At 54.8% G+C, this 13127-nt stretch carries 17 protein-coding genes (1 of these 17 cut by a window edge); all 17 read right to left on the bottom strand.

Annotated elements, in window-relative coordinates:
- Window positions 1–312 (bottom strand): phage terminase small subunit P27 family (locus QZL64_RS02150; protein WP_296309168.1); only part of this gene is annotated, 312 nt, incomplete at its 3' end.
- Window positions 313–478: 166 nt separating this feature from the next.
- On the bottom strand, window positions 479–1090 hold the full coding sequence (locus tag QZL64_RS02145) for a DUF4314 domain-containing protein (RefSeq protein ID WP_021840404.1): 612 nt from the start codon (window positions 1088–1090) through the stop codon (window positions 479–481).
- A 76-nt stretch (window positions 1091–1166) separates the two neighbouring features.
- The gene (locus QZL64_RS02140; protein ID WP_296309165.1) at window positions 1167–2063 is read right to left on the bottom strand and encodes an amidoligase family protein; all 897 of its coding nucleotides are present in this window, start codon (window positions 2061–2063) and stop codon (window positions 1167–1169) included.
- Between the two features lie 113 nt (window positions 2064–2176).
- Window positions 2177–3028, bottom strand: coding sequence for a hypothetical protein (locus tag QZL64_RS02135; RefSeq protein ID WP_021840402.1), 852 nt, complete (start codon window positions 3026–3028; stop codon window positions 2177–2179).
- Between the two features lie 61 nt (window positions 3029–3089).
- Window positions 3090–4604: a DNA cytosine methyltransferase gene (locus QZL64_RS02130; protein WP_021840401.1), complete on the bottom strand. Its 1515-nt coding sequence runs from the start codon at window positions 4602–4604 to the stop codon at window positions 3090–3092.
- On the bottom strand, window positions 4588–5838 hold the full coding sequence (locus tag QZL64_RS02125) for a site-specific DNA-methyltransferase (protein ID WP_296309162.1): 1251 nt from the start codon (window positions 5836–5838) through the stop codon (window positions 4588–4590). Before QZL64_RS02125 ends, QZL64_RS02130 begins: the two co-directional genes overlap by 17 nt.
- Window positions 5835–6029 (bottom strand): hypothetical protein, encoded by a 195-nt coding sequence (locus tag QZL64_RS02120; protein ID WP_296309159.1) that lies wholly within the window; start codon window positions 6027–6029, stop codon window positions 5835–5837. The genes QZL64_RS02125 and QZL64_RS02120 overlap by 4 nt, the downstream gene beginning before the upstream one ends.
- A gap of 160 nt (window positions 6030–6189) precedes the next feature.
- Window positions 6190–6549 carry an HNH endonuclease gene (locus QZL64_RS02115; RefSeq protein WP_075581393.1) on the bottom strand — a complete coding sequence of 120 codons (360 nt, stop codon included), beginning with the start codon at window positions 6547–6549 and terminating at the stop codon, window positions 6190–6192.
- Between the two features lie 123 nt (window positions 6550–6672).
- A complete protein-coding gene (locus QZL64_RS02110) occupies window positions 6673–7122 on the bottom strand; it encodes a sigma-70 family RNA polymerase sigma factor (RefSeq protein WP_021840397.1) in 450 nt (149 codons plus the stop codon).
- Window positions 7119–8489, bottom strand: coding sequence for a DEAD/DEAH box helicase (locus QZL64_RS02105; RefSeq protein ID WP_014128591.1), 1371 nt, complete (start codon window positions 8487–8489; stop codon window positions 7119–7121). The genes QZL64_RS02110 and QZL64_RS02105 overlap by 4 nt, the downstream gene beginning before the upstream one ends.
- Window positions 8486–8863: a VRR-NUC domain-containing protein gene (locus tag QZL64_RS02100; protein WP_269146155.1), complete on the bottom strand. Its 378-nt coding sequence runs from the start codon at window positions 8861–8863 to the stop codon at window positions 8486–8488. The genes QZL64_RS02105 and QZL64_RS02100 overlap by 4 nt, the downstream gene beginning before the upstream one ends.
- Window positions 8864–8933: 70 nt before the next feature.
- Window positions 8934–11177, bottom strand: a complete 2244-nt coding sequence (locus QZL64_RS02095; RefSeq protein ID WP_021840395.1) for a phage/plasmid primase, P4 family — start codon at window positions 11175–11177, stop codon at window positions 8934–8936.
- A gap of 1 nt (window position 11178) precedes the next feature.
- Window positions 11179–11577: a DUF7768 domain-containing protein gene (locus tag QZL64_RS02090; RefSeq protein WP_021840394.1), complete on the bottom strand. Its 399-nt coding sequence runs from the start codon at window positions 11575–11577 to the stop codon at window positions 11179–11181.
- Window positions 11555–11776 carry a hypothetical protein gene (locus tag QZL64_RS02085; RefSeq protein WP_021840393.1) on the bottom strand — a complete coding sequence of 74 codons (222 nt, stop codon included), beginning with the start codon at window positions 11774–11776 and terminating at the stop codon, window positions 11555–11557. Before QZL64_RS02085 ends, QZL64_RS02090 begins: the two co-directional genes overlap by 23 nt.
- A 3-nt stretch (window positions 11777–11779) precedes the next feature.
- Window positions 11780–12442 carry a Rha family transcriptional regulator gene (locus tag QZL64_RS02080; RefSeq protein ID WP_014128596.1) on the bottom strand — a complete coding sequence of 221 codons (663 nt, stop codon included), beginning with the start codon at window positions 12440–12442 and terminating at the stop codon, window positions 11780–11782.
- 89 nt (window positions 12443–12531) lie between these two features.
- Window positions 12532–13089: a DNA polymerase I gene (locus QZL64_RS02075; protein WP_021840392.1), complete on the bottom strand. Its 558-nt coding sequence runs from the start codon at window positions 13087–13089 to the stop codon at window positions 12532–12534.
- Between the two features lie 14 nt (window positions 13090–13103).
- Window positions 13104–13127: the 3' portion of a DNA polymerase gene (locus QZL64_RS14630; RefSeq protein ID WP_441351085.1), read on the bottom strand. 678 nt of this gene lie beyond the right edge of the window; 24 of the gene's 702 nt are visible here — the last part of the coding sequence; its start codon lies beyond the right edge, outside the window; it ends in the stop codon at window positions 13104–13106.

The raw sequence follows: 13127 nt of genomic DNA, 5'->3' as shown, positions 1-13127 counted from the left end.
CTGCAGGTAGCCGTTCGGCGTCCGCACCATATCCCCATGCTGGGTGATGAACTCTTCCGCTCCTTTCCATCGGGCATATGCCTGGCAGTACCCGGCAAAGGCCATCATATCCAGGTTGGTCAGCATCCCCATCTCAGCAAGGACTTTCCCCAGCCGCTTCCATTCTTTCTTGGCGTCATCTTCCAGCCAGTCCGGGCAGCGAGGGAGCCGTCCCTTTAGCATGGGTTCCTTCTTATTGAGGGGACGATGGCCGGGATTGCCTTCCAGCACCTTGAGCGCCGTCGGCTTCGGTTTTCTTCCTCGTACAGCCAATGGCGCTCACCTCCCAATAAAAAAGCCCTTGCGGGCTGTACGACAGAGGGGACCGCATCTGCGTTCCCCTCGGGTTCTCTTTTTTAATTCTTCATGACCCATTCGATGGCGTGGCCATTGTCTTCGAACAGTTCGACGCTGACTGCCTATCCGATATTTATGCATCTTATTCGATGACTTCCCATTCGTCGGTTCCGGGTATCAGCCCAAGACTGCTGCCTGTATCCCACTGTACATGGATGGTTCCAGCATCATCGACGAACTGGACGGTGCCTTCAGTTCCCTTGGGCGGAGCTTGCCTGTCATCCATGGCGATAAGCCGGAGCCGCGTTCCTTCCATCCGTTCCCGGCTGTGCCGCAGGCCGGCTCGCAGGATAGACAGGTCGAAACCGAACCTGCGGTAATCCCGCTCCATGTTCTGATAATACCAGTCCTCCGGAATACCGAACCGCCGGTCTTCGTGCATGATGTACACAAGACCGCTGATGATGCCGTCATCTGTTTCCACATCCACTTCTTTTTTATAATAGAACCGCGGGAAGCCTTCATAGGCATCGAGCCGCCGTTCATCCGCCGGAGAAATGCGCCAGAAAACAACCGGCACGAAGGCATCCGCCTTCTTCTCGATAGTGGCGTAACATCCTGTCAGAGAACCTTTGAAGAGGAGTTCATAGCCCCGGATTCGGCCCGTCCCTGAAAGAACGGCGTCAGGACACCGTCTTGCCATCTGTACTTCACTCATGTTGCTGCCGTAGGCAATGTAGATTCTTTGTTTCATCGCTCTCATCCTTTCTGAAGGGATTACCCTTCTACCACCCCAAGGGCAGCCGAAGCTGCCCGTAAGGCTATCCCCTTCAAGCGGCGGCATTGCGCCATGCGGAATTGCCCGTGAGGTGTTTCAGGAAGTGGAGCCGGCAGGTCTTGAACTCGTCACCGATGAGTCCGAGCCGGAGCATCCAGCACCGGAAAGCGTATTTCTCATTGTCCGTTTCGGTCTTTCGGGCCGAGGCTTTCTTCTGGGCCAGGGCCTGATGAGCGACGGCCAGGCAGAACTGAATGTATGCCTTGATTTCCCCAGCGTGGAGTGTCCCGTTGAAAAGCCGGAACTCGACGGTTCCTTTGGTGAAGGTGGCATGCAGGTTCAGCCCGTGGTAGCGGGTGCTGTTGTAATGATGGTTCCGTCCGTAGGGTGCTTCCTGATACCAGAGGTCGGCGATGCCGTCCAGCGTGTCCGGCTTTTTCCGGTTGAGATCCTTCAGGAAGGTGGTGTTCGTTTTCCGGCAGTATCGGTTTTCCCGCGAGGGGTTGATCTGGAGGGCGCGGTAAATCATGTCTTCTTTGCTCGCCATAATGTTCACCAGGTTCCGTAGGGTCTTTGCCGTGAAGCGTTCGGCCCCGACGTGAATGTGGATGCCGCAGGATTTATTGGCAAAGGCCCCGGCCTTGCGTAGCATCCGCACCAGTTCCTGCAGCTTCGGGATGTCTTCGTAGGAAAGAATGGGACTGACCACTTCCGTGCGGTAGAAGCTGGAAGCATCTGTAATGTTTCCGTTCACCTTCTTCTGTGGAACCAGGCTGGAGTCGTTCATGGCTTTCCATTTCCGTCCCTGTTCATCCCTTGCGGTGTAGGTATCGTAGGCTCCGCCTTCATGCCGACTTTCCGTCCCGAAGAAGCGGGCCATGAGGCTGGCGGCCCGGCTTCTTGTAATCCCTGTCATTTCCATTTCGATGCCAAAGTGCAGTGTTTTCATAATCCTCTCTGTCCTTTCTATGTGTGCGTGTGTTCTTTTGGTACACTATATATCACTCTAAAGGCACACAATAGCAAGTCATTTTGAGAATAATTATGAATTAAATTGAAAATTTATGGGTTCTGATGCCGGCGTTCCTTCTGCTTTCTGGCATGAGCCTTGGCTTCTTCTTCCGTGCGGAAGGCACTCCATCCCTTCAGGCCTTTCAGCAGGGCCATGCGCGATTCGTGGCTGGCCTTGGTCCCCATGCCGATGCGCAGGAGCCACATCCGCAGGTAGTACTTCTCGTTTTCAGGCTTCCGTGTGTCAGCCTGAACCCGTTTCGCTTTTTTCGCTGCGCTGACCATGAAGGCCGCTAGTTCAATCAGGGCGCGGTTCTTCACAGCATTGCCGGTTGCGGCAATGCAGAATGTCACCGTATCTGCCGCAATCCAGAAGCCCCGCCCTTTCTTGCGATAGTTCTGATAGATGGCAAAGAAGGAAGTCTGGTCGGTACCAGGTTCTTCTTTCAAGTCTTCCACCAGCCTGTCCGGCACATGGATGTTTTCATGTCCTGCCGCCCGGTTCAGCAGGTACTGCTGGGCGTGGAGCATGAAGACCAGGTTGCGGAGCTGCGCACCGTCCATGCCATCAATGGGAACCTTGATTTCCATCCTGTCCGGATGCGGCAGTGCGTCCAATCCTGGCGTTTCATCCTGCTCCAGCGGCTCTTGCGGCACTTCGGGTTCCGTTCCTTCTGCCGGTTCCGGATGCGGAAGGATTCCTGCTTCCTGCAGGAAAGCCGTGATGGCGGCTTCTGTCTTTTCATCATCGCATTCGATATCGCCGCTGCGAAGGATGCGGAACCCCCGCCCTTCGTAGGCAAAGGCCGGCGTCCCCGTATAGCGGAGCTTTTCGTTATGGTTGAAGGGAATCAGCCTTCTGGCCAGTTCCTTGCGGTCGTTCAGGTTCGTCTGGATTGTCATGGTCTATGTACCTCCTTGTTTTGCTAGTACATATATCACTCTGAACGCCGATAATAGCAAATCATTTTTGCATCTTTTTCTCAAAGAAGCAGGCAATGCCGGCCAAGACGAAATACACGCAGGGAAGGGCGACACCGTTGCCCCACATCTTGTATTCCGCAGAATCCCGGTACGGTTCCTTCAGCCATTTGATAATCTGGTTCCGGGTCTTGGGCTTTGTCTTTTTCCCCAGGGCTTTCCGATGGGTCTCAAAGACATCGCTCCAAAAGCGGATGTCTTCTTCAGACGGGTTCCCTGTTTCCAGATGGCTGCACCACCAGTCCGGGAATCCCTGGAGCCTTGCACATTCTGCCGGCATCAGGCGGCGGACACGAGCATGGCTGTTGATGAGCGGCGGATCTTTATAATCCGTAGCTACCAGGGAACTGGCCATTTCCTTCGCCGCCCGTGTGAAGTGGGAATTCTTGCTGGCACTATAGGTCAGCTCCACCACAGCGATGCCGCCCTGGTTGCTCCCCGGTACATTTCCCGAACGGTCGACGGTCCGGCAGGTATCGCTCTCATAGATATGGTTCCGCATATTGCGGGTGCCGTCCGAGGTCTGCCGTACATCATAGGTTTTCTTTTCTCTGTTGCCCCCGCCCTGCAGGATCAGCGGCTGGTTGTTGCCGCCCGTCCCGTACCGCGCCGTGAGTGATGGGTTCACAGAGAGCGGCCCCTTGTACCGGGCATCGGCTCCATGGTTCTCAAACACCGGACCCGGCAGATTGACGATGACCGGAGGATGATGGGCTTCTGCCCGTAAGGTGTTCGTCCGCTCTTCCGTCACATCCATTCGGATGCCGCCCTGGTCATTCAGGCAGATTGTGCCTGCCGTTCCAGGGCCAGGCGCAAGACGTCCGGCAGCACCCTGCCATGCTCGGAAGCCCTGCGCAGAATACCCTGACAGGCCCTCGGACTCAAATAGAACCTTTCCGGCACTTTGTCCATTAAAATCTGCGACAAGGTAGATGCGCTTTCTTCGCTGGGGGACGCCCCAGTATTGGGCATCGAGGACGCGCCAGGCCACAGAGTACCCGTTTCCCAGGATGCATCCCGCAGGCTGCCATCTGGCACAGCCAGCCACTGAAACCGCAGGGTCTTTGATGCGGCAGATTTCTTCAAGGACCGTCCGGAAGTCCTCTCCCTTGTTGCTGGAGAAAGCCCCAGGGACATTCTCCCACACGATATATCTTGGATATTGTCCATTCGTTTCTTCCCTCATTTCCTTCACGATGCGCACTGCCTGATAGAACAGCGAGGACTGCGAACCGCCAAGGCCATCCCTTTTTCCGGCAATCGACATATCCTGGCAGGGACTGCCGAAGGTAATGATGTCTACCGGCTCGATTTGTGCGCCGTTTATGGCACTCACATCGCCGTAATGCTTCACAGATGGCAGCCGTCTCGTCGTCACGCGGATGGGGAACGGCTCGATTTCCGAGTTCCATACAGGACGGATGCCCGCCAGGATGGCGCCCAGTTCAAAACCGCCGCTCCCGGAGAACAGGCTGCCCAGCTTAATCTGTTCCATCATCTGCCACCTCCGCATACGGGATTTTCTCGTCCCCGCGCAGGACAAACACACCCGCGTCCCCATATTCACTGATGTAGCGCCTGACGATGACGTCGACGAACTTCTCGTCCAGCTCGATGCCGTAACAGATGCGGCCCGTCTGCTGGCAGGCCATGAGCGTAGAACCGGAACCGAGGAACGGGTCCAGGATGATGCAGTGGCTCATGGATGAATTCTGTATAGGGTACGCCATCAGGGCTATAGGCTTCATGGTGGGATGCTCTTTGCTGGCTTTCGGCCGGTCGTATTCCCAGATGGTCGTCTGTTTGCGGTCAGAATACCATTGATGCCTGCCGTTCAGCTTCCAGCCAAAAAGGCACGGTTCATGCTGCCATTGATACGGGCTACGTCCCAGTACCAGGGCGTTCTTCTTCCAGATGCAGCAGCCAGACAAGTAGAATCCTGCGTCCTTGAATGCCTTGCGGAAGTTCAGCCCCTGGGTATCTGCGTGGAATACATAGATGGAAGCATCCTGCTCCATGTTCTGTTCCATATTGACAAAGGCCGCGAAAAGGAACTGGTAGAACTTGTCATCCGGCATATTGTCGTTCTTGATCTTGCCGGCTGTTTCTTCCACATCGACGTTATACGGCGGATCCGTCAGCACCATGTTGGCCTTCTTCCCCGCCATCAGCCGTTCATAGGTTTCCGGCAGCGTCGCATCGCCACAGATGACGCGGTGGTCACCCAGGAGCCAGATATCTCCCGCACGGGCGACAGTCGGCTTTGCCAGTTCGCCGTCGACATCAAAGTCATCTTCCTTGATTTTCTTGTTGTACACTTTCGAGAAGAGCTGCTCGACTTCCGGTGCTTCAAAGCCCGTCAGGTCGACGTTGAAGTCGACGCTCTGCAAATCGACGATAAGGTCGGCCAGGAGCTGTTCGTTCCAGGCACCCGTGATTTTGTTGAGCGCAATGTTGAGCGCCTTGACCTTATGCTCATCCTCGATATGGACAACGACACACTGGACTTCTTCGTAGCCCAGGTTCTTCAGTACGGTCAGGCGCTGATGCCCGCCGATGACCGTCATGTCGTAATTGACGATGATGGGTTCCACATAGCCAAACTCCTGAATGGACTTCTTGATTTTCTCGTATTCCTTGTCGCCAGGCTTCAGCTGCTTCCTGGGGTTATATGCCGCAGGCTTCAGCTGGCCGATGGGCAGCATCTTCCATTCCATATCCGATGTCTTCACACGCTTGCTCCTCTCTGAAGGCAGCCGCCACCGCTCTGCCGTAACCGGCGAGGTGGTGCCACCTGCAATAATTCCGTACGCTGTCCCGTGACAGCTTGGTCTTTCTGGCGATGGCCTTGTAGCCCATCCCCTGCTTCCGCATGTCTTCTATCTGCCGGCGCTGGCAGTCGTTCATGACAGGCTCCTTTCACACAACAAAAAAGCTCCGGGCCAAATAGCCTGGAGCAGATGATTCGATTTTAGATGCCGGGTATCCCCCCTTATGAATTTCGCGTTTTTTCACGTTTGAGGGGGCGGCGGTCATGGACGGAAGGGCTGCAGAGATTTGCATCCCCCGCCCTACGGACGGATTCAGTACTTGTACTCGATGTTCCGGTCTTCGGTCATCGTCTTATGGTCATGACAGCTCTTGCAAAGGGGCTGCCAGTTCGTTTCGTCCCAGAACAGTTTCGCATCACCGCGATGCGGTTTGATATGGTCAACGACCGTTGCCGGGACGAGACGGCCTTTTGCTTTGCAGCGGATGCACCAGGGATGACGTTTCAGGAAAAACTTCCTGGCCTTCTGCCACTCCCATCCGTAGCCACGTGTTTCTGCATCAGCCCGGTCGCCCTGGCACTGCCGTTCATGTTCCTCACAATATTTTCTTCCATACGGCACCAGCCTGGGGCAGCCCGGATATTTGCAGGGCGTCTTCGGTCTTCTGGGCATTTACATCATCTCCGGCATCAAAAAAGGACCGATGGCGTTCAAGCCTCGGTCCTTCATTCTTTTCTTGCTGATTATAGTATATCTTACAGAAGCCTGTGACATCAAGTGCTGCTTTAGTGACATTCAGTGACATTCGCCAGGAATCTCGATGTGTTTCAGGGCTTCGTCATGCAGCCGATACACCTGGCGGATATGAAGTCCGAGAGTATCGGCAATGGATGCCCAGTCCTTGAAAGCCAGGTAGCGGAGTTCCAGGACGACCCGTTCCCGGGCATCTGGCACTCGGCTGACAGCCATCATGATGTCTGCCTTGAGTTCGACCAGGACGTCGATGGCTTCATCCACTTCCTGTTCCATATCCATCATACGGGCGATGGTTTCTTCCAGACGGTGCGGATTGGGTGTCCCGCTTGGCGGCACCGGGCTGAGTGTCGATGACGCCTTGATAGCCAGCTGCCGCAAAGACGATACCTGCTCCAGCTTGCTGTCTATCTGTATGTTGATGTTCCGTGCCTGTTCCAGGTACGCCTTGGCTTCCATACGCTTTTCTTCTCCTTCTGTTTCCGGTTTCATAGTATACCCCCATTTTCTGTTTCCGTCATGCCCAGGTCAGCCTTTACGGCTTCAATCAAAGCCGCCTGGGTTCCGTCTTTGTGTTTCAAGACGTTCAGGATGCGTTCATCAATCGTGTCCTTGGCTACGATGTGCTGTATGATGACCGTCTCGTCCGCCTGCCCCTGCCGCCAGAGCCGGGCGTTGGTCTGCTGGTACAGCTCCAGACTCCAAGTCAGGCCAAACCAGATCAAGATGGAACCGCCCTGCTGCAGGTTCAGGCCGTGTCCGGCAGAGGCCGGATGGATGAGGGCCACAGGAATCTTTCCCGCATTCCAGTCGGCGAAATCCTGCGGCTCCTTCAGCTCCCGGGCTTCCATCCGCTGCTGGATACGGTCTTTATCATGCTTGAACCAATAGGCCACCAGGACCGGTTTCCCGTTGGCGCTTTCCACCAGGTCTTCTAAGGCATCCAGTTTCCGGTCATGGATGGCCGCCACGTCCTTGCCATCGGTATAAATCGCGCCATTCGCCATCTGCGAAAGCTTCAGGGTAAGCGATGCGGCATTAGCAGAGGTGACCTCGCCGCCTGGAAGCTCCAGTACCAGGGACTTCTTCAGCTTATCGTACCGTTTCTTTTCCGTTTCACTCAAGCAGACCTCTTTCGCTACGCTCACCAGTTCCGGCATCTCCAGATAATCTGTTGCCTTCATGGACACGGTGATGTCGGAAATCTGGTGATAGATGGCTTCTTCCGCTCCCGGCAGTGGCTTGTAGGAATACACCACCATGCCGTTGCGTTTGTCTGGCTGGAAGTAGAGGTTCCGGTACTGGCTGATATATCTTCCCAGACGCTCTCCCATATCCAGGATGCGGAACTCAGCCCAGAGGTCCATCAAGCCATTGCCGCTGGGCGTCCCTGTAAGGCCGACGATGCGTTTCACTTTAGGACGCAGGGCCTTCATGGCACGGAACCGCTTCGACTGGTGGTTCTTGAAACTCGACAGCTCGTCCAGAACGACCATATCGAAATCCAGGCGGCTGTTCTCATAGAGCCAGGCCAGGTTCTCGCGGTTCACGATATAGATATCCGCATCCTGCTGCAAAGCCCGCCGCCGTTCTGCCACGGTTCCCACGACCACACTGCAGGTCAGCTCTTTCAGGTGATCCCACTTCCTGAGTTCATCCGGCCAGGTGTCTCTCGCCACCCGCAGCGGAGCTATCACCAGCACCCGCTTAACTTCAAAGGCATCATACATGAGGTCACGGATGGCCGTCAGCGTTGTCACCGTCTTGCCAAGGCCCATGTCTAGGAACAGGGCTGTAATGGGATGGGACTTGATGTATTCGATGGCGTATTTCTGATAATCATGCGGCATGAACTTCATGCACCTCCGCCCCCTTTCCCATCAGGCATGTGGGCGATAGCCTTCAGGACTGCGGGAATATCCTCCATGGCATCCAGGACGAATACCTGGTAGCCCAGCCGTCGCAACATGGCATGGCGCTTCAGCTGCAGCGGCCTTGGCTTCTGCCCCGGCGCCTTTACTTCCACAAAGCCCATCTTCCCATCAGCCAATAGAATCAAGCGGTCCGGCATACCTGCAAATGATGGCGAAACAAGCTTCACTGCCTTACCGCCAGCCTTCTCCGTTTCCATCACCAGGTGGTGTTCGATTACTTTTTCTCGCATATTACTCACCTCTTTTTTATAGGGGTGCAGGTCGGTGAAGGTCGTTTCATAAACTTCCCTTAAAGACATTTTTTCTATTTTTCAGCCCTAAAGGGGGTTTATATATTGACCTGCACCGACCTGCACCCTTCCCTTTTTCTTACAGGAAATCTGTGACTTTCAGCTTCAGCCCATAAATGAAATACCCGGCTTTCCGCTTACGCCTGTCAAACCCAGTTTTCTCTAATGCTCCGTAAAAATCCGTCGTACTGCGGGTATACTCGTTCATCTGCTGGCAGTACAGCCGATAGGCCGTATAAAGTTCCCCGGACTTCTCGCTGAAAGAGGCATCTTCTTCACAGCAGTCATCCAGGAAATGCCGAAGCCAGTCATTCTGCCCGCGGTATTCATTGATGGCAGATGCGACGCAATCAGGCGTATCCAGGTGATAGTTCTTGGCAATGACCCTCTCCGCCCCTTCGATAATCCACTGCAGGATGGCAGGACCGGCTTTCTCCACCAGGTAGTCTGCGTAGTTCTTGATGTCGCTCTTCCCTTCGAACTGGGCCTTGAAGGGCATGACGATAAGACGCCGCCATGTCCCTTCGTCATTGGCTCCCACCCTGGGCAGGTGGTTCGTGTAGAGGACCAGCGTGTGTGTCGGTACGAACTTAAAAGGATCCTTATACTTCTTTTCGCCGCTCACTTCATCCGTCGAGCAGAGCTGTTTCAGGATGGACGTAGAAAGCCGGACGCCTTCTTCCATTTCGGCGGCAATGATCATGCGCTTCCCCTTCAGCTCCGCCATTTCCGGACGGACGTTCCGCTTGCAGCCTGCCGTCAGGGCATCGGCAGAGATGCCGCCGCAGTAGCTGCCAAGGACGCGGGCCAGGGAATTCCAGTAGGTCGACTTGCCGTTGCGGCCGTCGCCGTACGCGATGACCAGGGCTTCTACATAGACTTTGCCGATAGCCATGAGACCGCTGATTTCCTGGGCGTAGTCGATGAGCGCCGTATCGCCGGTAAAGAACTGCCGGACGGCCTGTTCCCAAATAGCTTTCCCTTCGATGCCCGGGTCTACAGAGGTACATTTCGTGATGAAGTCCGTCGCTCGGTGTTCCTGCCGTCCCCGCATCCCTTTCCGCAGATCATATGTATAAGACGGGGTGTTCAGCAGGAATTCATCTGCATCCAGTGCCTGGATAGGCATCTGGACCATGGGTTTCAATGCTTGCAAGGCCGACAGGATATAGCGCATATCGCGGCGTTTCAGGACAAACTTCCGGTACGCTTCTGCGGCAAGGTAGGCGGCGTAGGCTTTGGTCTGCTTTTCCTCAATCATCTTCTCCAGGTTCCGTCCGCCCTTACGGATGATATCTTCCGAAATCCCTGTCCCTGCTAATTCCCTGAGTGCCTGCTCGGACTGTTCATTAGCATCAGCCAGCTGCAAATCCAGGAATTCTTCCGCTGCACCGACCGCTGCCTGCCGCGATTCTTCCCAGCAGATGCCATCGTAGCGGATGAAATCCGTGCTGTCGGTGTAGCGCAGCTCGTTGCCGTATTCTCTGGCGATGACCTTGGCCTGGCCGATATCCGAATAATCCTCCGGCCGCAAGGAGTCCCGGGTGCCGAAATCGTTGTTGTATTCATCCGGGCTGACGTAACCTTCCTGCTTTGCGATGCGCTTGCCGAACCGTACGGCACTGCCCCAGATAGTGTTCAGCTCGGTGTCGGGAAGCGGCGGGTCGCACTTTTCCGCTTCGTCGAGGAAAATCTGGTACGCCTTTTCCGTCGCCCCGTAACGTTTGATGACGCGGCCGGCAAAACGGCTCATAGTGCTGTTCCGGCGTCCGGCCGGGATACTGCGTGACTCGGTATCTCCCACTTTGAGTACCTGGTCGATTGTCGTTTCCCCGTCCTGCCACAATACTTTCTCGACAGGGCAGCCATAGATGAACCGGGCTGCATCGAGAGCCGCTTCATCGAAGAAGGGATACGCCCGGTGGATTACCCGTTTCAGTTCTGTATAGTGCTGTTCATCCGTAATATCCGGGATCCCGAAATAAGCATGGAAGCGCGGTCTGGCACACTTCCCGTCCTTGGGTTTCATGTGATTCCTTGATGGCACGACGGCCACCGAGACTTTCGGCAGTATGGCCAGGAGCTTTTCCATGGAAATCCAGTCAGCAGGATTCTCCGAGTGGGTGTTGTCACAATCCATGACCAGGACGTCGGCGGAGAGAAAATTCTCCCGCTTCCGATAACAATCTTTGAAGGCTACGCAGACATGATCGAAGGCGGCTGCCGCCTTCAGGTCCTCGGCACAGCTGATTTTCTGCTGCCTGGGATAGCGGCAATTCGCTTCCACGCCAGCAAAGTCTGACCTATAAAGTGTAAAATCCATCTTATTTCACCTCGTTAATATACCGAATTGTTTTTCCTTTTCTTTGGGCGTACTGGATTTCTTTTTCCATTCCCGCCGAAATCACATCGCCAAAGACCCAGAGTTCGACGCAGCGGGACAATAGTGCGATATCCATAAAGAGTGCCAGTTCCCGTTCCGATTCTTCGTCGAGGAACTGCGGTAGATACAGATGCGGTGCCAGAGGGATATATCCCTGGTCTACCGTATAGCGGCAGTAGGCACAGGCTTTCCGGATATTTTCTTCCACATCCCCGGCATAGGGCGAACACACGTACACAACAGGCATGAACGGGAACCTTTGTGGTTCCACGTTCCTGATTGCCTGATACGCTGTCGGGTCCGGATAGTACTCTGCATTACGTTTCGGATTGTTTTCCATGCAGTTCCATCCACCCCTCCGCACATTCATCGCACAATACTGCCGTTCCCACCAGGTCAGCGTCACTGTCTGACAGGACATCCTTCAGATTGACAGGTACTTCCCTGCCACAGACCGGGCAACGGCAGAAAACGTTTTCGTCATTGATTTCGACCGTCACATCGACACCATCCTTAAGTGGTTCTTTTACGTAAAACATGTTTCATCCCTCCAGTTCCGTCTTGTAATAGGTCATGAGCATCTGCTTGCGCTGCTGGAAATCCGGGCAGGAATACAGCAGGCCGTAATCCAGGTGCTGCAGCCGGTCCAGAGCATGGATCTGCTGTGCAGTCAGATAAGGCCGGATGCTCTGCCCTTTTTCGATGCCGTTGGCCAGCCGGAACTGCTTGGCAGACATCCCCAGGACGATGCGGTTCAGCATGTCGGCTTCATTGCTGAAGTGATATGCCTTCGGGCTTTCATGCAGCCGGCAGATCATGTCCGTCAGCATCGGGAATTCCTGCCGGGCAGACAGGAGCGACCGGATGCACTGCTCCATCTCGTTGAAACGCTGGATATAGAGTTCCTTGAAGTGCATCGCCTTCGAGCCTGTGTAGCCCATGACCAGCATGGTGAACCCATCGCGGGTCAGCAGGTAACGTGGCAGTTTTCTTCCCCTGGCATCACGATATGTATTGCCCTCAAAATTGAGTGCAATGAATTCCGGGCTTAATCCAGAATTGGATGCAGTGATTCGTCCGATATCACGCAGAACGTTATAATGCTGTTTTTCAAAAGTCGCTGCAACAAACAGGCTGTCGACCCTTGGTACACCTCTCTGATCAGCAAACACGCCAAATTCATCTTCTGGAATCAAAAACTTCATAGCGAATCCCGCCTTTCTTAAAATAAATATCCGAGGAAATTCCCTCTGATAGTGAAAGGACAGGAATCACTATGTTAAGTACCGGGAAATCAATCTTTTTTATAAAATTCGCACTCATACCCGTCTGCCCGGAGTAATAGCCCTTCAGCCCACGACGGCGTCCGGCCCATCTGCTCACAGATGGCATCGACGCTAGTGTCTTTGGAACACTCGATAATCAGTTCATCATGGACATGGCCGACGATGGCGCAGCATCGCAGCGTCTGCATGGCATAGCAGAGGATGTCCCGGCTGATGCCCTGGACGATGTTCTCCACGAACTTCGGGCCATAGCTTTCGAGCCGTTCCCACTTCTTCGTTGCGCCGATGCCTTCATAGGTGACGGATTCCCCACCGAAGCGGTTCTCGCCTATCCGGGGCTTTATGTAGGAAAGCCGCCGTCCGCTGGGGAGCTGTATGAACAGCATGCCGCTCTGATACAGAAAGCGGATGCAGCCAGTCCGCATGGGGATACGTTCCTTGATGGCTGTCTTCACGGCGGCGTCCACCTGCCACCAGAAATCGACGATGTGCGGATTGGCTGACCGCCAGGACCGCACCAGAGGATACAGCTCATTTTCCGTAAGTCCCATGTCCAGGGCGCCCATGGCCTTCAGCGCTCCTACGGAGCCGCCATAGCCAAGGG

Origin of the sequence: Veillonella sp. CAG:933 (genome assembly GCF_000431435.1) — a bacterium.
GTDB lineage: Bacteria > Bacillota > Negativicutes > Veillonellales > Veillonellaceae > Veillonella_A.
This window is presented reverse-complemented; position numbering and strand designations above follow the sequence as displayed.

Bases quoted from the DNA above. Each gene is read 5' to 3' on its own strand.
- QZL64_RS02135 (WP_021840402.1), bottom strand. From the start codon at position 3,028: ATGACAATCCAGACGAACCTGAACGACCGCAAGGAACTGGCCAGAAGG.
- QZL64_RS02095 (WP_021840395.1), bottom strand. From the start codon at position 11,177: ATGGATTTTACACTTTATAGGTCAGACTTTGCTGGCGTGGAAGCGAAT.
- QZL64_RS02110 (WP_021840397.1), bottom strand. From the start codon at position 7,122: ATGAAACCGGAAACAGAAGGAGAAGAAAAGCGTATGGAAGCCAAGGCG.
- QZL64_RS02140 (WP_296309165.1), bottom strand. From the start codon at position 2,063: ATGAAAACACTGCACTTTGGCATCGAAATGGAAATGACAGGGATTACA.
- QZL64_RS02085 (WP_021840393.1), bottom strand. From the start codon at position 11,776: ATGTTTTACGTAAAAGAACCACTTAAGGATGGTGTCGATGTGACGGTC.
- QZL64_RS02115 (WP_075581393.1), bottom strand. From the start codon at position 6,549: ATGCCCAGAAGACCGAAGACGCCCTGCAAATATCCGGGCTGCCCCAGG.
- QZL64_RS02100 (WP_269146155.1), bottom strand. From the start codon at position 8,863: ATGTCTTTAAGGGAAGTTTATGAAACGACCTTCACCGACCTGCACCCC.
- QZL64_RS02130 (WP_021840401.1), bottom strand. From the start codon at position 4,604: ATGATGGAACAGATTAAGCTGGGCAGCCTGTTCTCCGGGAGCGGCGGT.
- QZL64_RS02075 (WP_021840392.1), bottom strand. From the start codon at position 13,089: ATGGGCGCCCTGGACATGGGACTTACGGAAAATGAGCTGTATCCTCTG.
- QZL64_RS02090 (WP_021840394.1), bottom strand. From the start codon at position 11,577: ATGGAAAACAATCCGAAACGTAATGCAGAGTACTATCCGGACCCGACA.
- QZL64_RS02080 (WP_014128596.1), bottom strand. From the start codon at position 12,442: ATGAAGTTTTTGATTCCAGAAGATGAATTTGGCGTGTTTGCTGATCAG.
- QZL64_RS02145 (WP_021840404.1), bottom strand. From the start codon at position 1,090: ATGAAACAAAGAATCTACATTGCCTACGGCAGCAACATGAGTGAAGTA.
- QZL64_RS02105 (WP_014128591.1), bottom strand. From the start codon at position 8,489: ATGAAGTTCATGCCGCATGATTATCAGAAATACGCCATCGAATACATC.